Raw genomic sequence first — 26,690 nt, forward strand, 5'->3', positions numbered from 1 at the left:
ACCCATGGACGTCATGACCGCTCTCCTCCCGATGGCCGCCCAGGTCTGCCCGAAGGCGCCGCCGGGTGCCGTCGGACCCACCAACGAGATCACCAGCTACGTGCTTTGGGGCGTCATCGTCCTGTTCGGCCTCGGCATCGTGATCGCCATCGGCGCGATCATCGCCGGCCGCGTGTTCTCCCTGCCGCACGCCTCCAAGGTCGGGGTGATCTCGGTGGTGGTCGTGTTCGCCTGCGCGATCGCCTACCTGGTCCTGCCCGGCATGCTCAACGGGATCCTCGGCAAGGGCTGCATCTGATGCGGCGCGCAGCCACGAAGAAGGCCGAAGGCGCCACGGAGTGGGGCCGGCGCCGCCTGCTCGGAATCCTGGTCGCCGCCGTCGTCGTGGCTGTGCTCCTGCTCGGTGGCCTCGCCTACGCGGTCTACCTGGCCGTCGCCGGGATCGGCGAGGAAGCCAGCGCCAACACCGACGTCGCCACCGGCGAGACCGATCGGTCGACGGTGGCCCAAGGTGCCGTGCACCGCGACGAGATAGCGGCCGAGCCGATGCTGGCGGTTCCCGAGAGCGCCGCCTTCCCGGCCGAGACCACCAGCGCCAAGGCGCCCGTCATCAAGGTCCCGGCTGGCACCGGTGTGAACGGACCGGCGTTCGTGATGACCGGGTTCCCGCACACCCCCGAGGGCGCGATCGGGCAGCTCGCGCAGGTCGACCTCGCGGTGCTGCAGTCGATGAGCCTGACCACGGCGGCGGAGGTCTACAACGCCTGGGCCCTGCCCGGCGGGGTCCGCGCCGAGGAGTGGTGGATCACCGCCAGCGTCCAGGCCTTCTTGACCAGCACGGGAATGGGCGAGGTCAAGGACCCCAGCTCCTCGGTCTCCCTCGAGCCGGCCGCCGCGCTCGTGAAGGGCACCGACGGGCCCGACTGGACCACCGTCTGCGTCCTGATGAAGGTCACTGCCTCCTACAAGCAGGAAGGCCAAATCGCCTTCGCCCACTGCGAGCGCATGCAGTGGGTCGGCGGCCGCTGGATGGTCGCCCCCGGCGCCCCGCCCGCACCCGCCCCCGCGACCTGGCCCGGCACGCAGCTGGCCCACGAGGCCGGCTGGCGCACCTGGTCGACCGACGACACCACTGACCCTGACCACATCGAAGGGGACCACTGATGAAGAACCTGACGACCGGCAACGACGACTCGCGGGCAACCCTGGTGCGCATCGGCATCCTGGTGGCGATCGCCTGCATGGTGGCCACCGTCGTCTGGCTCGGTGCTCGCACCCGGGCCGACGACGACTCCGGCGGCCCCGACGCCACCGGCGGGGGCAACTCGAGCCAGACGGTCGAGAACGCATCGGTCGAGCAGGTCGCACCGGACACCGCGCCGGCCGACGGCGTCGTGATCCCGATCGGCGACGACCAGGTCGACGGCTACCCGACCGGATTCCCGGCCACCGACCTGGGCGCCGTGGCGCTGCAGGTCGAGCTGGCCAAGGCACAGCTCGGGTTCGACTACGACCAGGCCGTCACTGTCGCCCGCCTCTACGCCAACCCCGAGGACAAGGCCGTCTTCGAGGAGCGCTCCCGCGCCGCGGTCGCGCTGCGCCGCCAGCAGGCCGGCGTCGCGAAGGAGGGCGACGTGCCCGCCCCCGCGTCGTACGCCGTCACCCCGGTCGCCTACACCCTCGAGGAGCTCGACACCGGCTACTACGCGGTGAACCTGCTCAGCTACGTCACCCTCACCACCGCCGGCGGCCAGGTTAAGGACAGCCTCTACGCCGGCACCCAGCTGATGCGGTGGCTCGACGGTGACTGGCGACTGGTCCAGGGCAGCGAAGCGGACATCGAGCACTTGGTCTCGGAGGGCCAGCCGCAGGCGGTGGCGCCCGGCACCCCCGAGTTCGAGAAGGCCGGCTGGATCCGGATCAACGGAGCTCCCCAGTGAGCACCGTCATCACCGCCGTGCGCGGGGCGAGCCGACTCGGCATCGCCGCCCTGGCGCTCCTGGTGCTCACCACGCTCCTCGGTGCTGCCTCGACCCTCCAGCCTCCCGCCGCAGCGGCCGGCGAGCCGGCCGCCAGCACGACGCACCTCGCTCCAGTCGCCCCGGTGGCGACCAGCGGCACTTGGCCGGCCCGCAACCTCAAGATGGGCTGCGCGGGGCCCGACGCCCTGTGCGATCTCGGCGGCGACGCCGTCGACTGCGCCAAGGACCCGATCGATTGCGGCAAGGACGCCGCCGGCGATGTGAAGGACGGTGCCGGCGACCTTCTCGACGGCGCGGGAGATCTGCTCCCCGACGGCTGCGGGATCCTCGACGCGATCTGCGGCAACATCGGCGGACTGCCCGGGCTTCCGGGCGTCCCTGGGCTGCCCGAGATCCCCGGTCTGCCGAACGTCGGTGACCTCTTCGGCGGCGGCATCCCCGGGCTGGCCGACATCCCCAACCCGTTCGAGGCCATCGGCGACGTCATCGCCAAGGCCGCGGCCGACGCCTGGACCGCGGCCATGCTCGCGATCTGGAACTCCGGCCTGTTCGTGCTGCGCATCGTGCTCACGTTCAGTGAGCTGTTCTTGACTCCGGACCTGAGCGCCGACGGCCCGGGCAAGGACGTCTACGCCTTCACCCTGTGGCTGGCGCTGGCCCTGGTGGTCATCTTGGCGATGATCCAGCTCGGCGCCGCGGCCTTCAAGCGCGAGGGCAAGAGCCTCGCCCGGGCCTTCATCGGGTCCGGCCAGTTCGTCTTGGTGTGCGCCTGCTGGTTCGGGTACTGCGTCATGATCATCGCGGCCTGCGGGGCGCTGACCAAGGCGCTGATGAAGTCGCTGCTCAAGGTGCAGACCTGGCCCGACTGGGACCCGCTCGGCGGACTCGGCATCGACGACATCACCGACGCCGGCGTGGCCACCGCTCTTGCCTTCCTCGGGATCTTCCTGTGGCTGGCCGCCATCGGGCACGTCCTGGTCTACCTGGCACGCGCGGCGTCCCTGCTGGTGCTCACCGCCACCGGGCCGCTCGCGGCCGCCGGCCTGGTCTCGGAGTTCACCCGCTCCTGGTTTTGGAAGTCGCTGCGCTGGTTCCACGCCGCGGCGTTCACCCCGGTGCTGATGGTGATGGTGCTGGGCATCGGCGTGCAGTTCGCCAACGGAGTCGCCGCCCACCTGGCCGAGGACACCGCCAAGGCGTTCGGCACCGCGCTGCCGGCCGTGATGACGATCCTGATCAGCGTCGTCGCCCCGCTGTCCCTGTTCAAGCTCCTGGCCTTCGTCGACCCCGGCACCCCCAGCGGCGCGTCGTTCCGCCAGGGCATGGCCATCCAGGGCGGCCTCCAGGGCCTGCTCAGCGGCGGCGGCGCAGGTGGCGGCTCGTCGGCTGCGTCGAGCACCGACGCCAACGGCCGCTCCTCGGGCGAGCAGAGCGCCGAAGCCTCGACCGGCGACCGGTTCAGCAAGTCGACCCAGGGCGCCCTAGGCAGCTTCGGCCCGGTCGGCCAGGCCCTGTCGACCGGCATGGGCTGGATCAACTCCGCCGGCGCGAAGGCGACCTCGCTGATGTCGGACGAGACCAACCAGGCCGGTGTCGGCCAGAGCACCTACGGCCCCGACTTCAGCGGCCTGGGTGGACGGCAGTCCGGTGGCCAGTCCGGCGGCCAGGGCGGGACCCACCCCGGGTCGCAGAACGGCGACCCGAGCGACGAGGAATCGTCGATGCCGACCCCGCCCACGCCTCCTGCGCCGCCCACCCCGCCGACGCTGCCGACCGGCGGCGGACCCGGCGGCGGACCCGGCGGCCAGGGCGGCGGAGGAGCTGACGCCGCTCCCAAGACCCCGGCCGCCGGCGGCGGGGGAGCAGCAGTAGGTGCCGGCGGCGCCGGCGCGGCAGCTGGCGGCATCCCACCGGTGGCGGTGTAACCGATGCGCCGACCGCCCCACCTCGAGCGCCGATCGACACCCACCGACCTCACTGACCAGAAGGGAAGCCGACGATGACCACCTACGCCGACTACCAGCGCGACCGCATCGGCTGGTTCTTCGGCCTCTCCGGAGGCCAGCTGATGTTCCTGGCGCTGGCCAGCCTGCCGGCGTTCTGGGCAATCAGCCGCGGAGCGTGGTTCTCCGCGTTTCTGTTCGCCCTGGTCTGGGTGTTCCTGCTGGCCATCACCGTGATCCCGGTGCGCGGCCGCTCGGCCACCGGCTGGGTGTTCGCCTCGACGATGTACGCCGTCGGCGGCCTGTTCGGCTGGACCTCGTTCCGTGCCAAGGCCACCCAAGGCCGCGGCGACGACCTCGACACCCCGGACCTGCCCGGGGTCCTCCAGGGCGTCCAGATCCACGACGGCCCGCCGCACGGCTCGCAGCTGCAGCGCGTAGCGATCATCGAGGACCACGCCATGAAGACCTGGGCGGTCACGGCCTCGATCGTGCACCCCGGCATCGGCATGAAGGACACCGAAGAGCGCGCCCGCTACGGCGAGGCCCTGGCCGGGCTGCTCGACGTCGCCGGTCGCACAGAGAAGGTCGACGAGATCCTCTTCATGGTGCGCACCGTCCCCGAGGACGGCGCCGAGCGCGACCTGTGGGTCAACCGCCACCGTCGCCCCAACGCCCCGGAGCTGTCGGAGGTCGTCAACAGCGACCTGGCCCACGGCCTCACCCAGGCATCGGTGCGCACCGAGCAGTTCGTGACGATCCTGGTCCCGGAGACCCGGATCGCGAGGTCGGCCAAAGAGTCCGGGGGCGGCTTCGAGGGCCGCTGCCGCGAGCTCTACCTGCTCATGGCCGAGATCGAGGCCCAGCTGCGCGGCCCGATGGGGATGACGACGGTGCGCTGGCTCACCAGCCCCGAGCTCGCGCTGGCCTGCCGGACCGGATTCGCCCCCGGCGACCGCGCCGGCATCGTCGAGGCCCTCTCGCTGCGGGAGAAGGACCCAAGCGTCAACGCCGACGTCCCGTGGGCGGTGGCCGGCCCCTCGGGTGCCGACGCCGCAGTGCGGCACTACAGCCACGACGCCTGGAACTCGGTCAGCGCCACCATCAAGCTGCCGACCCGCGGCGTCGCGATGGGTGCCCTGGCACCGATCCTCACCCCCAGCGAGTTCGGTGAGCGGCGATCGTTCGTCGTCGCGTACCCGATCGTTTCCCAGACCAAGGCCGACCGGCAGTCCGGCAACGCCGAGTGGGCCGCCGACCTGGCCGAGGGGATGAACGAGAAGCTCGGCCGCAAGACCCGCGCCAAGCAGCGCGACGAAGCCCACAAGGCCCGCGGCCTGGACGCCAAGCTGGCCCGCGGCAACTCGCTGACCCGGCCCTACGGCGTGTGCACGGTCACCGTCCCAAAGTCGATGCGGATCACCGAGTTCGGGCGCCGCCTGGACGCCTCGGTCCGACGCGCCGGGTTCGCACCGCTGCGCCTCGACCTCGCCCAGGACGTCGGGTTCGCCGCGTCCACCATCCCCCTCGGCACGAGCCTGACCCGGAGCGGAGACGCCTGATGACCACCACCCGCCGGAACCGCCGTGGCGGCCGCGACATGGCTGCCCTTCTCTCCGACTTCGGGCACGACCTGCCCACGATCCCCACGCTCGCCCCGGAGGCCAAGGAGCCCCGGCTCTTCCGCTACGCGCCGCGCCGCGGTGCCACCCGCCGCGGCCGAGGCTGGGCCGCCGCCACCGCCCCGGCGATGGCCTGGCGGATGACCAGCGACCAGGCCCCGGTGTTCTGGCCCTTCGTCTCCGCTCCCGCCCTGCCCCCGACGGGCGCCCAGATGGGCGTCGACCAGCTCTCCGGCGGCAGCTTCTACTGCGACCCGTTCGGTTGGGTGCTGCGCGACGACGTACCTGCGACCAACCCCAACATCTTCCAGTTCGCCAAGCCGGGAAGTGGCAAGTCCGGCACCACCAAGGCGTTCTGCACCCGGATGATGCCGTTCGGCTACCGCACCCTGGTCACTGGCGACGTCAAGGACGAGTACGAGTCGCTGTGCCGCGCGCTCGGTGTCGAACCGTTCGTCATCGCCCCCGGCTTCTGGGCCCGGGTCAACCCGCTGTCCATGGGGCCGCTCGGCGACGGGTGGGAGAAGCTCTCGGCCGAGGAGGCGCAGCGCCGCGCCACCATCATCTTCAAGCGGTGGCTCGTCCTGGTCCGAGGCCTGGTCGGCAGCATGAAGATCGACGACGAGCGCCGGGTGCCGTTCGGCCCCGACGAGAGCGACGTCGTGCGCAACGCGCTGGCGATCCTCACCGGCTACGCCGCCGGCAACAGCGTCCTGCAGGAGACGACCATCCCGCGGCTGTGGGACCTGCTGCGCAACCCCACCGAGGAGCTCGTCCGGGCCTGCGAGTACGCGAACACCCGCCAGTTCCTCGACGAGACCCGACTGCTGCGCAACGCGCTCGGCGAGCTGGTCACCGGCACCCTCGCCGGCCTCTTCGACGACTTCACCAACATCGAGGTCGACTGGCGGGCCCCGATCCAGTCGTTCAGCCTCTCCCGGCTCGACGGCCTGGGCGATGAGGCCGTGGGCATCGCGCTGCTGTGCATGAACTCCTGGGGGCGTGGTCTGCGGGAGATCGCCGAGCCAGGCGACCTGCGCATCGTGGTGCGCGACGAGGTCTGGAAGCAGATGCGCCTCGGAACCGCCGCAGTGGCGAGCTTCGACGCCGACCTGCGCCTCTCACGCGGCATGGCCGGCAAGGGCGGCGACATCCAATTCTGCAACCTCCACAAGCCCTCCGACCTGCTCTCGGTCGGCGACGCCGACTCCCAGGCCGCGATGATCGCCAAGGACCTCCTCGAGCTGGCCGACATCAAGATCCTCGGTGCCCAGAAGCCCCGTGTCGCCCGCGAGCTCGACTCCATGCTCGGGCTCGGCCCGATCGCCCAGGACCTCGTCTCCGGGTGGGCCATGCAGGACAAGGGCCGCGCCCTGTGGTGCATCGGCGACGCCACCTACAAGGTCCAGACGGTGCTCCACCCGCTGGAGAAGAAGCTCTACTACACCAACGAGGCCATCGAGTCCGCCGCCTGAGCGCGCGCGACCTCGGGACTGACCTGTCATGAAGAAGCTGCTGCTCGCGGGACTGCCCGTCCTGATCATCTTCATGGGGCTGCCGTTCCTCGTGACGCTGATGGTGGTGATGACGACCACCGCGGCCGCCGAGTGCCGCACCCAGAGCAGCCAAGGCACCGTGCCTACCGAGCTCGGTGACCTCGGAGCCATCGACGGCCCGGTGGGCGGCCCGGTCAACGGCAAGATCACCATGGCGCAGGCCAACATCCCGCGCCGCTCCGGCCTCGACGGGTTCCGGGCCTCCATGCCCAAGGTCCTGTCCCAGAACCCCGAGTTCGTCACACTCAACGAGGCCAGCGGCTGGAGCCTGGAGCAGATCGAAGCCGCCACGCCGGGCTACTCGGCCTTCCGGGTGGCAGCCCCGGCCGGCACCGGCACCGGCGCCGAGCAGGCCATGGGCAACGTCGTGCTCTGGAAGAGCTCGACCTGGACGAAGGTCAACGGCGGCCGGGTCCAGCTCGTCGACGACGACAAGACCTTCTACGACGGGCGTCCGGTCACGTGGGACCGCTTCGCGACATGGGTGATGCTGCGCCGCGCCGACGGCTCCGTGGTCTCGGTGGTCTCCACCCACCACATGACCAACCCGCACCGTTGGCCGAAGCAGCACGGCAACCCGCCGCTGACCCGGCCCCAGCAGTACGGCGCCGGAATGGACATCCTGCTGCAGCTGCGCAACTCGCTGGCCGCCCACGGTCCGGTGCTGATCGGCGGCGACACGAACACCCAGGCCTCCTACACCGACATCCCCTGGACGGCGGCCGCGAAGATGAAGGCCGCCGGCTACGGATGGCACAACCACGGCGTCGACTTCATCTTCTTCCCGCACCACCAGGGCGCCCGTCTCGAGCAGGGCTGGGACGGCACGATGGTGTCGGATCACCACTGGCTCTCGGCTCGCATCGCGATGAACGGCGCCGGCCCGGAGAGCGCGCCCGAGACCACCACCACGACCGACGGGATCGTGCCCGCGGCGACCACCGCCCGGACGTCCGCCGAGCCGCCGGCCGGCGACGTGCTCGCCCAGCTGATGCGGCTGCGGTTCGCGTCCAACTACCCGACCATGACCGCCGAGCAGGCCCGCGACGCGATCACCATCGCCCAGGTCGCCCGCGACCTCGAGATTCCCCGCTACGGGCTGCAGATCGCGATCGCCGCCGCGATCCAGGAGTCCAAGCTGGTCAACCTCACCGGAGGTGACCGCGACTCCGGCGGCCTGTTCCAGCAGCGCCCCTCGGCCGGCTGGGGAAGCCGGGCCGAGATCACCAACCCCGTCCTCGCGGCCCGCGCGTTCTTCGGCCAGGCCCAGCACACCGGCAACCCCGGCCTCCTCGACATCCCCGGCTGGCAGAACATGCCGCTCACCCAGGCCGTGCAGGCCGTCCAGCGCTCGGGCTACCCCGACGCCTACGCCCAGTGGGAGGACGTCGCCGGCGACATCACCGATCTGCTCGGCGGCGACCTGCCGGACCTGCCCGACGACGGCTCCACCACGAACGTCGCCAACTGCCAGGGCGAGACCGTCAACCCCATCACCGTCGGCACCCTCAACCTGCTCGGCGCCGGCCACACCGACAAGCCGGGGGAGCGGCCCGGGTACGACACCTGGGACAAGCGACTGCCCGGCGCCATGCGCACGATCGAGAACGCCGGCGTCACGATCGCCGGCCTCCAGGAGGTGCATGGCCCGCAGGCTCAGGCGCTGGAGAACCAGTACGCGGCCAAGTGGGGGATCTACCCGGCCAGCGGGAAGGCACAGAACCGGGTGATCTGGGACCGCAACGAGTGGGAGAAGACCGACAGGCGCCTCGTCGACATCCCGTACTTCGGCGGCAAGGACGTCGGCATGCCCCTGGTGCAGCTGACCTCGACGACCACCGGGCAGGTGATCTGGGTCTGGAGCATCCACAACCCGGCCAACACTCAAGGAAACGCCGCCGGGCACCGCCAGGAGGCGCTGCGCCGCCAGTTGGCCACGATGACCGAGCTCGCCGGCACCGGCACCCCTGCGGTGATCCTGGGCGACTTCAACGACGGCAAGGACGGCAACAACTCCTCGCACTGCGCACTGACCCCTGAGCTGAGCAACGCCTTCGGCGGCTCTGCCGACCCCTGCAAGGAGCCCAAGCAGGACGCGCCGATCGACCACGTCTACGGCGCGAACCTCACCTGGGCCAGCGCCGCGGTCGACACCAGCACCCAGGCCAGCAAGATCGCTGACCACCCGCTGGTGACCGCCACCACCGCCGGCAGCAGCGCCGGGTGCGCAGTCGACTCCGACACCGCGGAGGCCAAGTACAACCTCGGCCCGGTCAAGCCGCAGCTGACCCAGCTGGTCAACATCCTCGGCCCCATGTTCGACATCAAGACCGTCGGCGGCTACCGCGAGAGCGCCACCGACCCCAACGGCCACCCGGCCGGGCTCGCGGCCGACTTCATGGTGCCACTCAGTGCGGCGGGCCGCGCGCAGGGCGACCGTCTCGCCGCCTACGCCAAGGCCAATGCCCAGAAGCTCGGCATCGACTACATCATCTGGTACCAGCGGATCTGGTCGGTCGCCCGCGCAGGCGAGGGCTGGCGGCCGATGGAGGACCGGGGGAGCGCTACCGAGAACCACCTCGACCATGTTCACATCAACGTCAAGCCCGGCGCCTCCGTCCAGCCGGTCGGCCTCGAGGGCGCCTCCTGCGACGAGGTCGTCTATCCGGTGCCCGCGCAGTACGTCGGAACCGACAACCACAACTGGCACGAGACCGGCGCGTACTGGTCCAAGTGGCACACCGGCACCGACTTCTCCGCACCCTGCGGAACCACCGTCTATGCCGCCCACGCCGGCACCATCGAGATCGACACCACCCAGCGTTCCTGGGCTGGGCCGCAGCTGGTCAAGGTCACCACCGGCGCCGGGTCCCTGACCACGTGGTACGCCCACATGGCGACTGTCAGCGTCAGCCGCGGCCAGACCGTCGCAGCCGGCGAGCCGATCGGCCAGATCGGCAAGGAGGGCAACGTCTCCGGCTGCCACCTCCACTTCGAGGTCCACCTCAAGAACGGCTCCATCTACGGCCCCGACAACGTCGATCCCTCGGCTTGGCTCGCAGAGAACGCATCACGCCCGAGCCGCGCCGTGTGATCGCACCGGAGCACTGACGGCACATAGGTGACCAGCGAGGCCCAACGACCCACGACCGCCTGGAGGTGGCGAGACCGATGCAGCGTGAGCGACGACGAGACCCCTACCCGTGGACCTGGGAGATCCCCGTAGCGGTGGCCTTGGCGACCCTGTTCGTCAGTGTCATCGGCATCCAGCTCGGACGATCAGTCGCCAATCTGCTCGCCGGCGCCGGATGGACATGGCCCGACGCCAACGCCGGCGCGTTCCCCTCACCCATCGGCACCGCCTTCTGGACCAGCCTTCCTGGCGTCCTCGGCGGACACGCCGACGCCGGGCTGCCGAGCCCCACGTCCGACGGTCTGGCCGGTAGCGGCCTGGTCTGGGTCAGCCTCGCCCTGGCCGAGGTCGCGCTGCTCACCGCGACCATCTGGCTCGGCGCGCGGGCCTACCAGCGCTGGGGCCCGGGCCGCATGCGAGGCATGGCGACCGCAGCCGAGGCCGAGAAGCTGCTCGGCGTCACCCGGCTCCGCAAGGTCGCCGGCATCGTCCGCCCGGACCTCTACGGCAAGCACGCCGCCGCGACACCGGCACCGGTCCAGCGCACCGCCGGCGACCTCACCGAACAACCCGGCCCGCAGCTGGGCCACGGCCTCAGCCCGTGGCTCCTGGACGGCCGCCGAACGAAGGAAGACCGATGAGCAACGAGACCCCACTGCACGGCAACCCGTCACTTCGCACCTGCGGCCGCCGTCGGAGCGGCATCAGCTGTCGCCGCCGCGGACACCGGCCGGTCCTCGTCGAGCGCCACTACTACGTGGCTGCCGGCCAGGTGGAACTCCTCTGCGAGGCGCGCGACCTGCTGTCCGACGCCTCTTTCCCGCTCCTCGGTCGCCGAGCAGAAGAACGCCACGGCCGTGCGGTGATCTGCCGTCGCTGCCTCGCCCCGAGCGGGGACACCGTTCCCGAGGTGGCGCGATGAAGCTGAGGTTCGACCCCTGGGACGTGGGCTGGCGCATCGGTGATGCCCACGAGCCGCGAGGCGGCGAGCTGTGGGTGCCGTGGGACCGCACCGCCGGCGTAATCGGCCCGCAGGGATCCGGCAAGACCCTCGACCTGCTCACCCCTGCGCTGCTCGGCGCTCCGGGTGCCGCCCTGGTGACACTGACGAAGGTCGAGGACCTGCTGCTCAGCCTGACCGAGCGTTCCCGCGACGACCGGCCGTGCGTGGTGCTCGACCCCTTCGGACTGGCCGAGGGCGTCGTCGACGAGCTGATCTGGGACCCGATCGCCGGCTGCGTGGACCCCAAGGTCGCCGAGCGGCGCGCCAAGGCTTTCACCGCCGGCACCGTCAAGGGCGCGATCACCGGCGGCACCGGCGACGATGCTGCGCGGTTCTACGCCGCCGAGTCCGCGAAGGTGCTGCAGGGCTACTTCCACGCCGCGGCGCTGACCGGTAGGACGCTCGAGGACGTGCTGCAGTGGGTCGCCAACCCCACCGCAGCCACCCAGCCGATGGAGATCTTGCGGCGGCACCCGCACGCTGAGCCGTTCTGGCACGGCCTCCTGCACGGTGCGCTGAACGGTGACGACCGCACCGCCGGCAACACCGTCACCACGGTGCAGCAGGCGGTCTCGCTGTTCTTCCAGGCCGACATCCGCCGCCGCTGCATTCCCAGCCCCGGACGTCCCGCCACCGACCTCGCCGGCGTGATCCGTCGACGCGGCACCATCTACCTGCTCGGCCGCGAAGACCCCTACGCCTCGGCCAGCCCGCTGATGACCGCCGTGGCCGAGCACGTCTTGGACACCGGCCTGCTGCTGGCCAACAGCTCCCCGTGGGGCGGCCGGCTGTGCCCGCCCCTGGTCTCGGTGCTCGACGAGCTGCCGTCGACCGCGCCGCTTCCGACCCTCCGTACCCGAATGGCCAACGAGCGCGCCCTGGGGCTGTCGTTCATTTGGGCCGCCCAGACTCGGCCCCAGCTGACCAGCATCTTCGGTGAGCACGAGGCCCGAGCACTGCTCGGCCTCACCAACGCCCTGGTGATGTTCGGCGGCTCCAAGGACGTCGCCTTCAACCAGGAGATCTCCGACCTCCTCGGAACGGTCCGCATCGGGCGGGTCACCCACTCCACCGGCGGAGCCAGTGGCGGTGGGCGCAGCTTCTCCGGCGACGACATCCCGATCATGCGGCCCGAGGAAGTCCGGCAACTGCCCGAACGCCAAGCTCTGGTCGTCGCCGAGAACGGCAAGCCGATCATCGCCAAGCTGCACCGCTGCGTCGAAGGCAAGGCAGGGGAACGCCTGCTGGCCGACCAGCGGGCGCTGCGCGAGCGCCTCACCAACGACCGGCGCATGGTCATCACCCCCGAGGCCCGAGCCACCGCGGCGCTCGTCGAGGCACGCCGTCTCGGCTTCGTCGACGACGAGACCGACCACGCAAGGAGTGAACTGTGACCACCGAGCAGCAGACCCGCCGGGCGGCACCCACGCTGATGGTCTTCCCGTTCCCCGTCCCCGGGGGCCACGTCCGGCTCGCCTACCGCGAGCTCCACATCGCCATCAACGGCACCGAGGAGGAGAAGAAGGCCCTCGGCAACCACGGGCTGCTGTCGCGGCCCTGGGAGCCGGCAACCTGCCTGGACCCCGAGCTGCGTCACGACCTGTGGGAGTGGCTCGAGGACGTCGTGATCTGGCTCAACCGCGAGTACACCTGGGACGTCTCCGGGCTCATCCCCAGCTGCTGGCCTCTGCACCCGCACTTGGTCCACGAGATCGCCGTCCTTGCCGACCAGCGCCGGCGGGCCGGCCTGGCGATGACCAGCGACGCGCTCGAGGAGTGGCACCGCTACTGCCTTCCGGCGTTCACCGACCGGATGCGCAACAGGCTGCGCACCCACTGCGACGACGAGCACAAGAGCTGGCCGGCCAAGCCGCGCCACAGCGAGCACCTGGCCGACGGCAGCCGACAGCGCCGCGAGAACACGTTTGCCCAAGACATCGACGCTCTGCCCGTCAACCGGCGGGCACACGAAAAGTCGCCGGACGGTCCACCGCGGCTCGGCCTCGTCGACCTCGACACCGGCGAGATCCACGACGACGAGCTGGGCGGCGCTCAGCCGCGCACCCGCACCGAGAAGGGACCCCGCGAGTGATGCATATGAACGAACGCTCCGAGGCCATCCGCCGAGCCCAGCGCGCCCTCAAGGCTCTCGGCGAGCACCCGCGCTCAAGCAAGAAGGAGCTCGGCCACGCGCGCGAACACGTCAACGCCTGTTACTCCCACGGCTCGGGTGAGGACGTGTGGAACGCCGTTGCACAGGTCGAGGCCATGGCCGATCGCCGCTACGGCGTACCGAGCACAGAGGAGCAGCGTCAGATGGTCGGGGCGACCGAGGACCTCGAGGAGCCTGCGACAGCCGCCCGCGGCCGAGCGGCCGAGGACCGCGCAATCCCGTCGACGTCGGCGACCCCAGACGTGGAGCTCGCGCCCACTGCATCGCCATGAAGTGGGCACGACGGGCACAAGACGGCGTCAGAACGCCGCTGAGAGAACGGAAACCCCTGCCAGCGGGTAGTCACACACCGCTTCGTTGTGGGAGAGCCATTCTGAGCGTTCTCGCCCCGTCGACCACCCAGGCGTAGAACTGATGCCGGATCAGCTGACCTCAGCGCTCCTCATCGTGGTGGCTATCGCCTACCTCGGCGGAGCCGTTCTGTTGATCGTGGCGCTTGCCAAGGTCCTGCTCGCCTGGTCGGTCAGCTGGCGCACCAGCGGGCAAACCAGCCCGGTCGAAGTCATGCTGCAGCAGCGGGCCGCCGCGGCGATGGCCGCGGTCGCCGCAGTCGCGAACGTCCCGCCTCCGGCAACCGACGTCGTTGCGATCCTGGGCGCCCCGGTCGCCGGGGAAGCCGATGCGACCGCGGGCGATGGTGGTCTCGCGGTGACCCGCTTCCGGGCTGGTCGTCCCCCCACCGTGGTGTTCGCGCGGGCCGCGCTCACCGGCCTCAGCGTCGGCGCGGTGCAGAGCCTGGCCGCCCACGAGCTCGGCCACGTCATCCGCCGCGAGCGCAGTTCGGCGGCGGCGCGGTACTCGTGGCTGGTCGGTTACCTACTCCTCGTGTTGGCAGGCGCTGGTCTCACTGCAGCTGCTCTTGTGGCCTCGCCCCAGCTGGCCGGCCCCTCGTTGCTGGCCACGATGAGTGCGGCCGTGGCGTTTCTCGGTCTCCGCTTCACCTTCGACCGGCGCGAGGAGGCTGCCGCCGATCTCTTCGCCATCGACCTGACTCGCGACCTGGACGCGGCCGCGGAGCTGATGCGGTTCTACGAGAAAAGCCTGGCGTGGCCGACGCCCGACGGCGGCCCCGCGTGGTCGCGGCTGGAGCGGCGGTGGTTCGCAACCCACCCCGAGCCGCAGGCGCGGCTCGCAGCCATGCGCCGTCGCCTTGGGTGACTTCTCGAACGCGGCGGCGAAACACCTCTGGTAGCAGCCGGGCCGACCTCGTTGGCCCGTTCAGCGGCTGGCAGCCGACGTAGTCCATCCGGTCGGCTGCGGCCTGGGTAGACCCTGGCTTCTTCGCTGCGTGAGGATGACGATCGTGACTCCAACCGATCTGGGACCAGTTTGGCGGCAGCACAATTGCTCACGTAAGCACAGGACCTTTCTGACGATGGCGAAGTGCATCTGGAACGACGCTCCGTGGGTCTCCGGCGAAGGAGCTATCGCGTTGGTGGCGTGCAGACCTTCTGGGCCTGTCAGGTACCGGCACGGAGCCGTGTCCCTGCACCAGACGGCTGATAGTGCATTGGAGGCCAAGACGTTGATCGACGAGACCGGCTGCGGAGGCCGCTGTCACCGCGACCACAGGATCGTGCAGCTGGTCTTACCGTGACGCCAGCCTGCGGGCTTCCGGAGCGGGTCAGCGGCGAGGAGTACCGCGGCGGGGCGGCCGCGGACGGTTCACGTCCTGCCGATCTCGTGCCACGCCCGGCGACTGGGTCGGCGCCGGGGTGCCTTCGCCGGTGTCGATCGGGATCTCGAGGCGGGACACGATCCGGTAGCGCAGGTCACGGGCAGGGCTGTCGCCCAGGGGCTTCTCAGCGACCAGGCCGCGCGTGGCGGCGCCGACGTCGTGACCCTGCTCGTGGGCCTGCTGCAGCATCGCGGCGGTGGCCGGCCAGTCGCCCTGCTCGAGCAGCCGCGGGTCGAGCTCGCGAGCCAAGGTGGCCCACCGCTCGGCCGGGGTCTTCTCGGCCGCGGCCGAGAGCCGTGCGCGAACCTCGCTGCTCTTGTGGAGCTCGGCCAGTGCCGCCTTCCGCGGGTCGGCATCCCAGGTCTTGATCGCGTCGCGCAGGTCCCGTCGCGCTTGCAACTGGGAGAACTGCAGCCGGGCCCGGACCTGGTTGACGCCCGGCTCCCAGGCGCGGCTGGGACGTGCCGAGATGACCCGCATGGCGGCCAGATGTGCCTGCTCCGGGGCGAGGTTGTCCAGCCGCTCGGTGAGCAACTGGTCACCGAGCGAGCGGAAGGCGGGCTGGCCGCTGGCCACCGCGGCAGTGAGCGCGGCGGGCCCGCGCTGGGCGAGCAGGTCGGCGGGGTCGAGGCCGTCGGGGAACCGCGCGAAGCCGGGGTCGAGGCCGTGCGGGGTGAGCATCCAGAAGTCCCGCTCGGCCGCGACCTGGCCAGCGAGGTCGGCGTCGGTGGCCACGATCGGGTCGCGGCCGACGGCAGCCAGCTGGGCGGCCTGCTCATCGGTCAGCGACGTGCCGAGCGGCGCTACGCCGAGGTAGAGGCCGTGGCTGGCGATCGTGACCGCCACGGCGTCCATCGGGCCCTCGACGATCACTGGGACCGCACCCTCGGCGAGCAGTTCGTCGACGACACCGAATAGCTGGGCGCCCTTGTGGAAGAGCGGGGTGTCGGCTGTGTTGAGGTACTTCGGGCCGCCCTTGTCGGCGTCGGTGAGGTCGGGCCGGCGGCGGCCGACGAAGCCGAGCACTTCGCCCTGGTGGATCACCGGGAACATCACGCGGTCGCGGAACCGGTCGATGAGGCGACCGGTGCTGGCCTCGGTGGCGACGCCGGTGGCCACCATCTCGGCGTCACTGACACCGCCGCCGCGCAGGTGGTCGACCAGGTTGGTCCACCCGGCTGGCGCCTGACCGGGACGGAACCGCTCGTCGCCGGCGAGGTCGATGCCGAACCGTCCGGTGAGGTAGTCGCGGCCCCACGAGTCGGTGAACCGGGCCTCGAAGAAGGCCTGTGCCATGTCGTTGATCTCGAGTATGCGCTCCCGCGTGACGGGGGAGGACTGCCACTCCTCGGCCCGCTGGTACATGACCCGGAGGTCGGCGTCGGTGGGCTCCAGTCGGCTGCCGCCGAGGTCGCGGATGTAGGCGGCCAGCGTCAGGTCGGGCTCGACGAACTGGTCCTCGTCGACGTCGACCAGGTCGCCGGCATCGACGTCGACCAGGGCCTCGGCGGGCGCGTCGACCAGGTGCTCGTCGTACGGGCCGCGGTCCTCGGCGAGCGGCCAGTCGGCCCAGTCGGTGTCGGTGGCGTGGTCGACGAGCGTCGCCGGGTCCGGCTCGATCCCGTCCCACAGGTCTGCCGGCGGCTCGTCGAAGTGGTACTCGTGCGCGTGCTCGTCGGGAGCGGTCTCCAGCGCGATGGAGGTCCGCCAGACCAGCGCCTGGCACTCGTCGACGCCCTCCCAGCCGTCGCTCGGCATCGCCCGGCCGGCACCCAGCAGGGCCTCGACCTGCCAGCCGCGCTGCACGCCGTGGTCCACGTTCGACACCAGCGCGGGCCACCAGGTGCTGGCCTGGATGCTCGCGGCGCGCTCGGGACCGAGCAGATCCGCGAGTCGCGGAGTCCACTCGGTGGTGACGCTCTCACCGTGGGAACCGTCGCCGATCTGGGAGGCCACGGCCGGGGTGAGCTGACGGGCCATGCGCCACCACACGGCCGCCGCGGCGTGCTCGTCGGGCAGCGGCCCGGCCGGGTGGTCGGCCGCGGTGGCGGTGCGCAGCAGCTCGTGGGCGGTGACGCCCGCGCGGGACATCGCGGCCAGCCGCTCGGCGAGCAGCGGGGTGAACTCGTCGTCGCGGACCTGCGGGGCCAGCGAGTAGAGCAGCTGGCGCCATTCCTTGAGCGCCGGCGTGTGGTCGCCGGTGACGGCGCGGTTGAGCCGTCGCTGCCAGGTCGCGGAGGCCTTCTGCAGCTGCGGTGCACCGGTCGGTCGCCGGTCGCCGACCGGGACCTGGATGGCGGCCCGCCAGACCTCGACGTTGGCGACCGTGGCGGCCTCGGGCCGCAGGCCGTTCTGGGCCCATGCCGGCAGCGCGGCATGGTCGGTCGCCCGCGCGCGGACCTGCTCGGCGAGGTCGGTGACCAGGTGCGCGCGCTGAGCGAGGTAGGCGCCCCAGTGCGGATCGTCGGCCAGCCGGGCCGGCACCGCAGGCATCCACGGCAGCGGGCCGGCGCCAGCGTTGCGCAGCCCCGAGGCGTCCAGGCGCCAGTCGAGGACCGCGGCGCGGTCGTGCGCGGTCTCCAGCTCCCGGTCGCCGGCGGCACCCCGGAGCGCGTCGACCGGGTGCTCACCTGCCGCACCGAGCAGCAGCAGGTGCGCCCGCAGGGTCGGCCAGGCGGCCTCCTCCGAGAGGCCGGGGACGAGTGTCTCGACCGCGTTGTCCAGGGCGTCGACCACGTTGACCGGGGTGCCGTCGGCGCCGGCGATCGTGTCGTGGCGCAGCAGGTGCTCGGCCGCGACGTAGAGACTGTCGAGGTAGCGCTGGGAGGCCTCGCCGAGCCGGGTGGCCGGGTCGGCCTGCTCGCGCAGCAGGCTGGTCGCGGACCGCTGGGTGTCGTCGCGCGCCAGCATCGACTCGAGGATGTCGGTCGGCGTGAGCGGCCGGACCAGCGTCGGGTGGATCACCGAGTGCGGGTCGCCGTCGCCGACGACCTCGAGGTAGAAGTGGTTGGCGTGCGCGCCGCGGGTCATCATCGTGTAGAGCTGCTGGCGCGACTCGCTGCCGGTGGCCAGGCCGTGCATCGTGTCGGCGGTGACGCCCTGGGCGGTGTGCACGGTGCACGCGTAGCCGAGCTCGGTGGACCGTGCGACGTAGTCAGCGGGCAGCCGCACGGTGCGCCCGTGCTGGGTGTGCTGGACCGTGAGCTCGCCGCCGTCGTGGATCTCCAGCACGTGCCAGCGGTCGCCGTTCTTGACCCAGTCGGTGGCCGAGGTCCGCAGGCGACGGTCGTTCTCGCGGGTGATGATCAGCTCGCCGATCGAGGCCTCGTTGCCGTCGGCGAGCCGGCGAACCGGCCCGCTGGCGGCGACGTCGGCCGGGTCGATCCCCTCGAGCCGGTGGGCGCGGGCCTGCTGGTTCAGCTCGCTGACTAGGTCGCGGGTCGGGGCGAGCATGATCGAGTCCAGACCCTCGGCGCGGTCGGCCTGCCAGGCCGCGAAGACGTCCTCGGTCATGGTGGCCAGGTCGCCGACGTGGACCCGGTCGCGGTCGAGGTAGAAGCCGAGCGACTCGGGCTTGCCCTCGCGCAGCGCGAGCGAGGCGGCGCCCTCGGCGGGGTCCTTGAACCGGACGAGCTCGGTCAGCTGCAGTGCTCCGTGGGTGGCGCGGATGTCGCGCAGCACGCCGCCGGCGCCGATCGCGGAGAGCTGCTGGTCGTCGCCGATCAGGCGGACGCTGCCGCCGCGCTCGAGGATGTAGGACACCACCGTGTCCAGGGAGAGGGTGTCGGCCATGCCCGCCTCGTCGATGACCACGAGGGTGGAGGAGTCGATGCCGGCGACCCAGGCGGGCATCGCGGCTCCCGTCTCGCGGGCCTGCTCGAGGGAGTGGGTCAGCTTGGCCAGGGTGTCGGTCTGGGTGTCGATCTGGGAGCGCAGGGCGTCGGCGGCCGCCGCTGAGGGAGCCAAGCCGATGATGGTGCCGCCGCCGTCCGTCCAGGCGCTGGCCAAGGCGCGCATCGCGGTGGTCTTGCCGGATCCGGCGGGCGCGATCGCCAGCTGGAGCCGGGCGCCGGAGGTGGCCATCTCGCGGACCAGCGTGGCCTGTCCGGCGTTGAGGGTGATGCCGTTGGCGGTCGACTCGAGCAGCGCCAGGTCGACCGAGGATGCCTCGACGGCGTACCCGTCGTGGCGGCCGGCGACCTCGACCAGGCGCTGCTCGGCGGCCAGCACCTTGCCCGAGGTGAACAGCTCGGCGCCGCTCTGGGTGTAGACCGAGGCCCCGTCCGCGCGCCGCAGCTCGGACGGTTCGCTGATGGTGTCCCACGGGCGGGCCATGCTCACCGAGCGGCCGTCGAGGACCTCGCTGACGAGCAGGTCGACGACCTGGGTGACCTGGTTGGTGGGCACGTTGGCGCCTCGGACCTGCCGCTGGGCTTCGGCGTAGACGTGCCAGTACTGCCAGGTGCTGCGGCCTCCCTCCATCGTCGCCACGATCCGGTCGGTGGTCTTGGCGAACCAGGCCGAGTCGGCCAGCGACCGCGCTGCGCCCTTCGGGTTCAGTGCGCCGTGGACCATCTGCTTGACCCGCTGCGGGGTGCCCAGCACCTCGATGGCCTCACGGCTCCAGGTCTCGCGCTGCTCGGCCAGCGAGCGCGGCTCGTGCTTGGCCTCGCGGGTCTCCAGCGTCGCCTGCTGGGACAGCTGGATGGTCTCCACCGGTGTGGGAGGCCGCCCGTGGGTGGCCTGGAACGCGGCCGCGAGGACCTTGCGGCGGTCCTCGACGTTGGCGCGGCGCTTGGAGAAGCGGCGGTTCAGCTCGGGGTCGACGCCGACGATCTCGCGCACCGGCCGCTTGCGGGCGTCCTCGTTGGGCCGCTCCTCGAACCGCACGCCGAGGGCGTCGATCAGGTGCCGCTCGAGCGCGGTGTTGTAGGTCTCCGAGGCCGAGACGACCGCCTTGTGCAGCGGCCGGCCGTCGATGGCCAGCCACTTGCCGTCGAGGGTCTGGACCTTGTTCGCCACCGCGACGTGGGTGTGCAGATCGGGGTCGCCGGCGCGGGAGTCGCGGTGGGTGAACGCGGTGGCGATCAGGCCGCGGACGTCGACCTGGCGGACGCCGTTGGTGCCCCGGCGGGTGAACAGGGCCTTGGATTCGATGAAGCCTAGGGCGTCCTTGATCGCCGCCTGGTGGGCCCGCTCGATCACCGCGGCGGTCTTCGGGTCGGCGATCGCCCATAGCACCGAGACGCTTTTGACCGGGGAGAAGGTCAGGTCGTAGCCGGCCACGGCGTTGGTCCTCGGTCGGGAGTGCTTGGCGATCGCGGCGGCCAGCTCGCGTGCGTCGGCGGGTTCGCGGCCGTGCTCAGCACGGAAGAACTCGGTGCCGACCTCGGTGCGGACCTTGGCCCGGTCGGCCGCGGGGACCGGCCAATCACCCGGCAGGCCGGCGGCCTCGTTGAGGGCCGCGATGCGCTTGGCGACCTCGATCCGGAACGGGCTGATGTCGTTCTCGTAGACCTTGTACGGCGTGCCGAGCTGGCGGGCCGTCTTGTAGTCCGCGTCGGTCGGCCGGTCGACGCCGCCGCGGCCGATGCGCAGGTCCAGGTCCTTGGTCTGCTGGGTGGCCAGCGGGTGGTGACCGGAGCCGAACAGGCTCTGCATGTGGTCGGCGGTGACGATGTCGCCGGCGTCGAGTCCCTCGAGTCCCTCCATGCCGGAGCCGAGCCACACCCCGGGGGTCTCGCCCTTCTCGGTGTAGTAGCTCGCCAGTCCGGTGTGGCCCTTGTCGGTGGCGTCCATCGCTGCGACCTGGCGGGTCAGGTAGTCGTACCCCGACCCCGCCGTCAGCTTGTGGAGGCTCATCGTCACGGTCACCTACGTGCGCGCGGGCGGGCTGTGCGATCACTTCCGGCCAGATTGTTGCTGTGTTCTTTCTATTCGGCAGACCGAGAATGCAAGAGGTGTGTGGCACTTGGGAGTTCGCGGAAATCTGGGGGGACGCTGAAGGCCGTCGGTGACGGCTGAGGCGTCGGGTTTGGATCAGGTGGCTGGACGGGCTGCGCTGGATCGGCTGGGGGAGCGGTTTGAAGGTTTTGGGGTTCAGTGATCGCTCGAGGTCCGGGAAATGTCGTAGGTGACTGTCAGAGTCCATGTCGACACGAGTGAGGACCGGATGAGTCAGCAGACGATCAAGCAGCAGGCGCGGCGTACGGCGCGGGAGATGGCCGAGAGGCGGCGCAAGGAGCGCGAAGAGCGAGAGCGCCGGGTGATCGACTTAGCCGAGCAGGTCATGGTCGCGATCGGTGAGCGCGACGCGGCGGTGGCCGAGACCGAGAAGCGCGCCGGTGAGGCGCTGCGAGAGTTGACCGAGGCTGAGGGCCTGTCGCTGGGCGAGGCCGTCGAGTGGTGCGGCGAGACCGTGACCGTGCGCGAGGCGACGCGGCTGCGGCGGCTCGCCAGCGAGCCCCAGGCCGACGATGGCGACCAGGGCGGCGACGGCGCGGCGCTGGCGACCGCTGGGAGTGGGGGAGCGGGTGCCGGTTCGTCGGCTGGATGACGCCGGCCTCACGGCGGTCGCGGCCGCGATCAGCGATCCGGGGGTGCTCGTGCGGTACCGGGCGAAGGTCGCCACGGTTCCGGGCAGTGAGTGCTTGTGGTGGACCGGCGCGGTGTCCGGTCGGTCTGAGCGCGAGCGCACGGACGGTGGTGGCCATGGCAGGTTCTGGTACGCGCCGGGGCGGGTGATCATCGCGCACCGGTTCGCGTTCGCGGTGATGCACGGCGCGCCGGCGCTCGCGGAGGCGCGGCTGCTCGGGCACCGCTGTCACAACCCGCTATGTCAGCGGATCTCGCCGGACCACGTCGTGGTGTCGAGCGCGGCGCAGAATCGCCGGGAGTGGTCGGTGCAGCGACGGCTCCCCTACAGCCCGCTGGCCGACCCGCGCGGACCGCGTCGGCGTGCGCGGGAACTGCGCGACCTGGCGCGTGAGGACCCGCAGCTGGTGGCCGACGACCTCGCGCGGCTCCAGGAACTGCTGGGCGAGCAACTGACGCTCTGGTGAGAGCGTGCCGATGCAGAAGGCCGCCCGCAGCGGAGAGCGCTACGGGTGGCCTTCTGGCTGCCGGGTCAGTCGGGCTCGCCGTCGAGGAGTCGACCGAGCGTCTCCCACAGGTCGAGGTAGCCGTCAGCATCAACCGGCGACTGCTCGCGCCACTTGGCGTGAAGATCGCGGACGCGGTCGAGTCGGTCGAGGCGTTCGGGGAGCGCGTCACGGGCGGCGGCGATGAACTCGACGTCAGCGGCATGGCCGGTGGTCTTGAGGCCGAGCCGGTGGTCGTGCCCGGTGTAGTAGGCCACCACGATGGTGTCGGGCAGCAGGGCGTCGGCGGCGGTGGCGCGGATCTTGTCACCGTCCGGTGTCCAGGGGCCGGGGGTTGCGAGTGCCTCCAGAGCACGCAGGGCGGGGTCGTCGCTCATGCGGGTTGGTCCTCCCGGGCGGCGAGGTCGAGCCGCCCGGATGCGGCGGTCGCCACGGCGGTGATCCGGGCGGCCAGCGCCCGCAACTCGGCGGGCGTGCCCTGGATCGCCACCACGTCGTCACCGGCCAGCGTCAGGACCGGCTGACGATGCTCACCGGCACCCGCCCAGTCCTCGCCGGGAGTGAAGACCTGGACGCTGGTCTCCCGAGCGGCTAGCCACTCGATGTGCGCGCTCACGGGGTCACCTCGGTGGGCGCGGTGCCGATGAGGCGGCGGAACGCCTTCACGTCGGCCTCGAGGGAGAACAGGCGGCGCCGGTGTCGCTCTCGGCCGCGACCTCGCCCAGGAATTTCGCGAGGCCCTCCAGGAAGGCCACGACGGCGTCGGCGTCGACGGCATCGCCCATGGCGACCCACGGCTTGGGCACCCGCTCGGTGGCGGCGTAGGGCATCGCGGACATGGCGGCTCGGATGCGGCGCTGGTCGCGCTCGCTGATCACCGTCGTGGTTGAAGCTGCGTCGTGGTTCGTCATGACTGCTCCTGTTCGGGGGTGCGGTGGGTGTGCTCGGCGTGCAGGGCGTCCAGCGCCGTGGCGACGCTGGACAAGGCCGCGTCCAGGTGGGCGCGGGCGGTCTCGGGGGTCCAGCGGCGTACGTCGCGCAGCCGGTGCTCGATGACGACCAGGTCGCAGGCCGTCTCGCTGAGGGTGTGCCGGTCCTTGGCGGCGCTGGCCTCGATGTCGGCGACGGTCGGCTGGCTCATCGCAGAACGTCCTCGACTGCGCGGCTCTTGGCCTCGTCGAGCGTGCCGGTGCGCATCCCCCAGCGCTGCCCGTAGCCGCCGTCGATGTCGGCGTAGAACCCCGGCGCGAGGTAGGTCGCGTGGTCACCGGGCGTGATCCGGATCAGGTAGATGCGCCCGTGCGCATGGACGCTGGCGGTGTGCGCGCTCCATTGACCCGGCCAGCGGTCGTCGGCGTCCACGGCGTGCCACTCCACAGGCGTGCTGTCGGGCGTCGTCGGTGCGGCGCTGGCGTGGGTGGTCGTGTCGGTCATGGCTCCTCCTTCGGTTGGGCCGGTGGCGGGCCGGACTCGGGGTCTCAGCCCGCCACCGGAGGAACTAGCGGGACGATCAGGCCGGGGCGAGCGCGGTCCAGGCGCGGCGCTTGATCCGGTCGGGGTCGTCGCTGGTGAGCACCCGCGTGGCGCGGGCGGTGTGCTCGTCGCCCTTGGTGCGGACCGGGGCGTAGTGGTCGACGTACTCCGCCACGGCCTGGTAGCCGGCCCACGCGGTGTCGCGGATGCCGGTCTGGGTGTCGGCGTCGGCGAACAGCCAGTGCAGCCGGGAGCGGCGGCGGCTCTCGGTCTCGCGGACTCGCTTGGTGGCGTTCGCCTCGGCCTTGCCGAACGTGGCGTCGATCAGGGCGTCGAACGCGGCGTCGGTCATGGTCTCCTGGATCAGCCGCTCGGCCTCAACCTGGAACGCGTCGACGTAGGTGAACGTCAGCCCGAGCGCGTCGCGGGCGGCCTGCACGGCGGCCTTGGCGTTGCGGGTGTGCCGGATCGAGAACGACGACTCGTGGTTGCGCAGGGCCGCGCTCTGGGTGTTCGCGCACACGACACGGACCGGGGTGACGAGGATGCGGAACGCGCTGGACCCGTCGTGGCTGTTGAGCGCGGCGATGTTGAGGTCGACGCGGTCGGTGCCGCCGACCGTGAGCGAGTCCGGCAGCTGCATGGTGATGAACACCTGCCGACCGCCGCGCAGCGACCCGGCGGTGTCGAAGATCGCGCCCGACTCGTCGGCCAGCAGGTTGAGGAACTCGGCGTGGTCCTCGTTCTGCAGCGGGGTGTAGCCGCCGCCGACGACACCGAGCGCTTCGGGTGCTCCGGTGAACGGGTTTGTGCGCACCGTGGCGAAGCCGGGGACCTCGATCGCGGTGACGCCGCCCCCGCTGACCTCGGCGGTTGTGAGCGGCAACTTGCGGACGTCCCAGCCGCCCAGGTGGCCGAGCCTCATGGCCTCCTCGGCGGTGAACGCGCGGTCGCGGACGGTGGTACCCAGGCGGTGCCATGCGTCCTTGCGGGCGAAGACGGCTGCTGCCTGCATGCCGTGGGTCTCGATCTCGTGGGCCATGTCGGGGTCCTCCCGTGTCGGAATCAAACGAACTGAGACCATTCTATGGTTTCTATTCCACTGAGGGCGGTTCTCCACAGGAAGAACCGCCCTCAGGTAGGGGAGGGGGAGCCGATCAGGCGGCGCTGTCGCTGGCCTCGATGCTCGACTGCGGCTCTTCGCCGAGCAGGATCCGCTCGACCTCGCTGGGCTGGTACCCCCACTCCACGAGCGCGCCGAGCACGCGGGCGTCCCACGAGGTCGGGTTGCGCCAGGAGTGCTTGCCGGTCGTGGCCTCCCACGCGGCGACGACGGCGGCGAGCGTGGTCATGGTCGCGGCCTTCGGCGTGCTCGCCTTGGTCGCGATCTTGTGGCACTCGTCGTGGCCCGCGCCGTCGTAGCCGGTCGGGACGTCGATCCCGAGCAGGGTGAAGAGCATCGGGTGCCGGTGGTCCATGGCCTTGCTCAGTGAGTGGTGGCCGGTGACGACGGCCTCGCAGATCAGCGCCTCGGCACCCTTCGGGGCCGTCTTGCGGGCCACGAACCCGGTCAGCCACTCCCGGCGCACGGTCTCGGCGCTCGCCCAGGCCTTATTGTTGGCGATCACGCGGCGGCGCTCATCACGGCGGGCCTCGGCCTCCTCCTCGCTCTCGGTCTCGTCCCCGCTGTCGGTAGTGGTGCTGCCGGACCCGCCGCCGCGACGACGCAGGCCGGAGGCGGCGAGGTCGGTGACGACCCACACCGGCATGTACTGCTGGTAGGGCTCGGCGGGCTCGTAGTCGTCCTCCTCCTCGTCCGTGCTGTCCTCGCTCTCCTCGTCGTACGCGTCCTCGGGGTAGACCCACTCCTTGACGACCTGGACGCGAGCGCCGGGAACGTTGGGCCACTCCTCCTCGGGCAGCGGCTCGCCGTCCTCGGTGACCAGCCCCTGGATGCGCAGCACCTCGTCGGCCTCCGCGACCTCCTCGGCGCTCAGCACCGGCAGGCCCTCGGCGCGCAGTCGCTCGACCTCGGCGTCGTCGGCCTCTCGCTCGGCTGCCTCGTCGCGCAGCCGCTGGGACTCGTGGGCGAGCGAGCGCCCCCACCGCTTGGTGTTCTCCAGGCGCTGCACGGCCTCGGGGTCGTGCTCGAACTCGGCGAAGATCGCGGCCTCCTCCAACGTCAGGTCTCCGGAGTCGAGCCGGTTGCGGGTCTGGTCGGCCTTGGTGACTGCCAGGGCGGCGTTCACGGTGGGGCGGTCGATGCTGGTGCGCTTGGCGATCTGCGCGGCGCTCACGCCGAGCAGGGCCAGCTGCTCCACGCCCGCGACGATCTCGGCCTCGCGCATCCCGGCGCGGTGGATGTTCTCGACCATCTGGTCGCCGATCCGGTCGGCGTCGGCGGGCTGGGGCACGACGCGGGCCGGGATCAGGCCGGTGGGGGTGCCGACCTCGGCGGCGGTCACGGTGCGGCGCTGGCCGCGCAGCAGGACGTACTGGCCGTCCTCGTTGCGGTAGACCGTGACGGCCTCCAGAACGCCGCGCTCCTTGATCGACTTGCGGAACTCCTTGTGGTCGGGTCGCAGGTCGGCCCGGACGTTGGTGCCGATGATGATGTCGGCGGGGTCGAGGTACAGGAACTCCTCGGCCTGGACGGCGTCGGTGGCCTCGGCGGCGGTGTCGGCGGTGGTCTGGATGGTGTCGGTCATGCGGCTGTCCTCCGTGAGTAGAATAGAAAGAACTGACAGAAGCAAGTCTCCTAGCGGGGGCCGACGCCTACCGGGGCACAGGGCGGACCTGTGGAAAGGTGGGCACCCGGTGAGGGTGGGGAAAACCCAGCCTCACTGGGCGCGGACTCTGATGCGGCGGCGCGGCGCAGCTGCACCTCGTAGCTGGCTGAACGAAAGGAATCGAGCGAGGGTGGGAACGGCGGCGCAGGGCCCCGACCGGGAATGCAGCGGCATTGGT

The 26,690-nt window shown here is 71.4% G+C and carries 23 protein-coding genes; 15 read left to right on the top strand and 8 right to left on the bottom strand.

Annotation, left to right across the window (positions count from 1 at the left end):
- Positions 1 to 4: 4 nt before the first annotated feature.
- From DAE25_RS15410 to DAE25_RS15460, 13 genes are all read left to right on the top strand, one after another.
- Entirely contained in the window at positions 5 to 298 is a 294-nt protein-coding gene (locus DAE25_RS15410; protein ID WP_011755687.1) for a hypothetical protein, read from the top strand.
- Positions 298 to 1,164: a hypothetical protein gene (locus DAE25_RS15415; protein WP_107767007.1), complete on the top strand. Its 867-nt coding sequence runs from the start codon at positions 298 to 300 to the stop codon at positions 1,162 to 1,164. Before DAE25_RS15410 ends, DAE25_RS15415 begins: the two co-directional genes overlap by 1 nt.
- Entirely contained in the window at positions 1,164 to 1,940 is a 777-nt protein-coding gene (locus DAE25_RS15420) for a hypothetical protein (protein ID WP_085872191.1), read from the top strand. The genes DAE25_RS15415 and DAE25_RS15420 overlap by 1 nt, the downstream gene beginning before the upstream one ends.
- Entirely contained in the window at positions 1,937 to 3,907 is a 1,971-nt protein-coding gene (locus DAE25_RS15425) for a type IV secretion system protein (RefSeq protein WP_107767008.1), read from the top strand. Before DAE25_RS15420 ends, DAE25_RS15425 begins: the two co-directional genes overlap by 4 nt.
- A 74-nt stretch (positions 3,908 to 3,981) precedes the next feature.
- The gene (locus tag DAE25_RS15430; RefSeq protein ID WP_107767009.1) at positions 3,982 to 5,487 is read left to right on the top strand and encodes an SCO6880 family protein; all 1,506 of its coding nucleotides are present in this window, start codon (positions 3,982 to 3,984) and stop codon (positions 5,485 to 5,487) included.
- Positions 5,487 to 7,022: an ATP-binding protein gene (locus DAE25_RS15435; protein WP_234411077.1), complete on the top strand. Its 1,536-nt coding sequence runs from the start codon at positions 5,487 to 5,489 to the stop codon at positions 7,020 to 7,022. Before DAE25_RS15430 ends, DAE25_RS15435 begins: the two co-directional genes overlap by 1 nt.
- A gap of 28 nt (positions 7,023 to 7,050) precedes the next feature.
- Entirely contained in the window at positions 7,051 to 10,197 is a 3,147-nt protein-coding gene (locus tag DAE25_RS15440) for a peptidoglycan DD-metalloendopeptidase family protein (protein ID WP_107767010.1), read from the top strand.
- Between the two features lie 77 nt (positions 10,198 to 10,274).
- A complete protein-coding gene (locus DAE25_RS23575) occupies positions 10,275 to 10,877 on the top strand; it encodes a hypothetical protein (protein WP_165763411.1) in 603 nt (200 codons plus the stop codon).
- On the top strand, positions 10,874 to 11,158 hold the full coding sequence (locus DAE25_RS23580) for a hypothetical protein (protein WP_199907632.1): 285 nt from the start codon (positions 10,874 to 10,876) through the stop codon (positions 11,156 to 11,158). The genes DAE25_RS23575 and DAE25_RS23580 overlap by 4 nt, the downstream gene beginning before the upstream one ends.
- Positions 11,155 to 12,633: a type IV secretory system conjugative DNA transfer family protein gene (locus tag DAE25_RS15445; protein WP_234411078.1), complete on the top strand. Its 1,479-nt coding sequence runs from the start codon at positions 11,155 to 11,157 to the stop codon at positions 12,631 to 12,633. The genes DAE25_RS23580 and DAE25_RS15445 overlap by 4 nt, the downstream gene beginning before the upstream one ends.
- Positions 12,630 to 13,331, top strand: coding sequence for a hypothetical protein (locus DAE25_RS15450; RefSeq protein WP_107767011.1), 702 nt, complete (start codon positions 12,630 to 12,632; stop codon positions 13,329 to 13,331). Before DAE25_RS15445 ends, DAE25_RS15450 begins: the two co-directional genes overlap by 4 nt.
- A gap of 5 nt (positions 13,332 to 13,336) precedes the next feature.
- Positions 13,337 to 13,684 (top strand): hypothetical protein, encoded by a 348-nt coding sequence (locus DAE25_RS15455; RefSeq protein WP_159083755.1) that lies wholly within the window; start codon positions 13,337 to 13,339, stop codon positions 13,682 to 13,684.
- A gap of 142 nt (positions 13,685 to 13,826) precedes the next feature.
- A complete protein-coding gene (locus tag DAE25_RS15460) occupies positions 13,827 to 14,630 on the top strand; it encodes a M48 family metalloprotease (protein WP_085872186.1) in 804 nt (267 codons plus the stop codon).
- 466 nt (positions 14,631 to 15,096) lie between these two features.
- On the opposite strand, the gene mobF is transcribed toward DAE25_RS15460, so the two are convergent.
- A complete protein-coding gene (gene mobF / locus DAE25_RS15465) occupies positions 15,097 to 21,012 on the bottom strand; it encodes a MobF family relaxase (protein WP_107767099.1) in 5,916 nt (1,971 codons plus the stop codon).
- Between the two features lie 310 nt (positions 21,013 to 21,322).
- Between mobF and DAE25_RS15470 the strand changes: the two genes are divergently transcribed.
- On the top strand, positions 21,323 to 21,706 hold the full coding sequence (locus DAE25_RS15470; protein ID WP_234411079.1) for a hypothetical protein: 384 nt from the start codon (positions 21,323 to 21,325) through the stop codon (positions 21,704 to 21,706).
- Positions 21,684 to 22,211 (top strand): hypothetical protein, encoded by a 528-nt coding sequence (locus DAE25_RS15475; protein WP_107767100.1) that lies wholly within the window; start codon positions 21,684 to 21,686, stop codon positions 22,209 to 22,211. Before DAE25_RS15470 ends, DAE25_RS15475 begins: the two co-directional genes overlap by 23 nt.
- 65 nt (positions 22,212 to 22,276) lie before the next feature.
- Here the strand turns inward: DAE25_RS15475 and DAE25_RS15480 are convergent, their stop codons facing one another.
- The 7 genes from DAE25_RS15480 to DAE25_RS15510 form a co-directional block, all read right to left on the bottom strand.
- On the bottom strand, positions 22,277 to 22,627 hold the full coding sequence (locus DAE25_RS15480) for a hypothetical protein (RefSeq protein WP_107767014.1): 351 nt from the start codon (positions 22,625 to 22,627) through the stop codon (positions 22,277 to 22,279).
- Positions 22,624 to 22,866, bottom strand: coding sequence for a hypothetical protein (locus tag DAE25_RS15485; protein WP_107767015.1), 243 nt, complete (start codon positions 22,864 to 22,866; stop codon positions 22,624 to 22,626). Before DAE25_RS15485 ends, DAE25_RS15480 begins: the two co-directional genes overlap by 4 nt.
- 46 nt (positions 22,867 to 22,912) lie before the next feature.
- Positions 22,913 to 23,161 carry a hypothetical protein gene (locus DAE25_RS15490; RefSeq protein ID WP_107767016.1) on the bottom strand — a complete coding sequence of 83 codons (249 nt, stop codon included), beginning with the start codon at positions 23,159 to 23,161 and terminating at the stop codon, positions 22,913 to 22,915.
- A complete protein-coding gene (locus DAE25_RS15495) occupies positions 23,158 to 23,391 on the bottom strand; it encodes a hypothetical protein (RefSeq protein ID WP_107767017.1) in 234 nt (77 codons plus the stop codon). The genes DAE25_RS15490 and DAE25_RS15495 overlap by 4 nt, the downstream gene beginning before the upstream one ends.
- Entirely contained in the window at positions 23,388 to 23,684 is a 297-nt protein-coding gene (locus DAE25_RS15500) for a hypothetical protein (protein WP_107767018.1), read from the bottom strand. Before DAE25_RS15500 ends, DAE25_RS15495 begins: the two co-directional genes overlap by 4 nt.
- 76 nt (positions 23,685 to 23,760) lie before the next feature.
- A complete protein-coding gene (locus DAE25_RS15505) occupies positions 23,761 to 24,765 on the bottom strand; it encodes a DUF932 domain-containing protein (RefSeq protein ID WP_107767019.1) in 1,005 nt (334 codons plus the stop codon).
- A gap of 115 nt (positions 24,766 to 24,880) precedes the next feature.
- Entirely contained in the window at positions 24,881 to 26,431 is a 1,551-nt protein-coding gene (locus DAE25_RS15510) for a ParB/RepB/Spo0J family partition protein (protein ID WP_107767020.1), read from the bottom strand.
- Positions 26,432 to 26,690 lie beyond the last annotated feature (259 nt).

It is taken from the genome of Nocardioides terrigena, assembly GCF_003047265.1.
In the GTDB taxonomy this organism is placed as follows: domain Bacteria; phylum Actinomycetota; class Actinomycetes; order Propionibacteriales; family Nocardioidaceae; genus Nocardioides; species Nocardioides terrigena.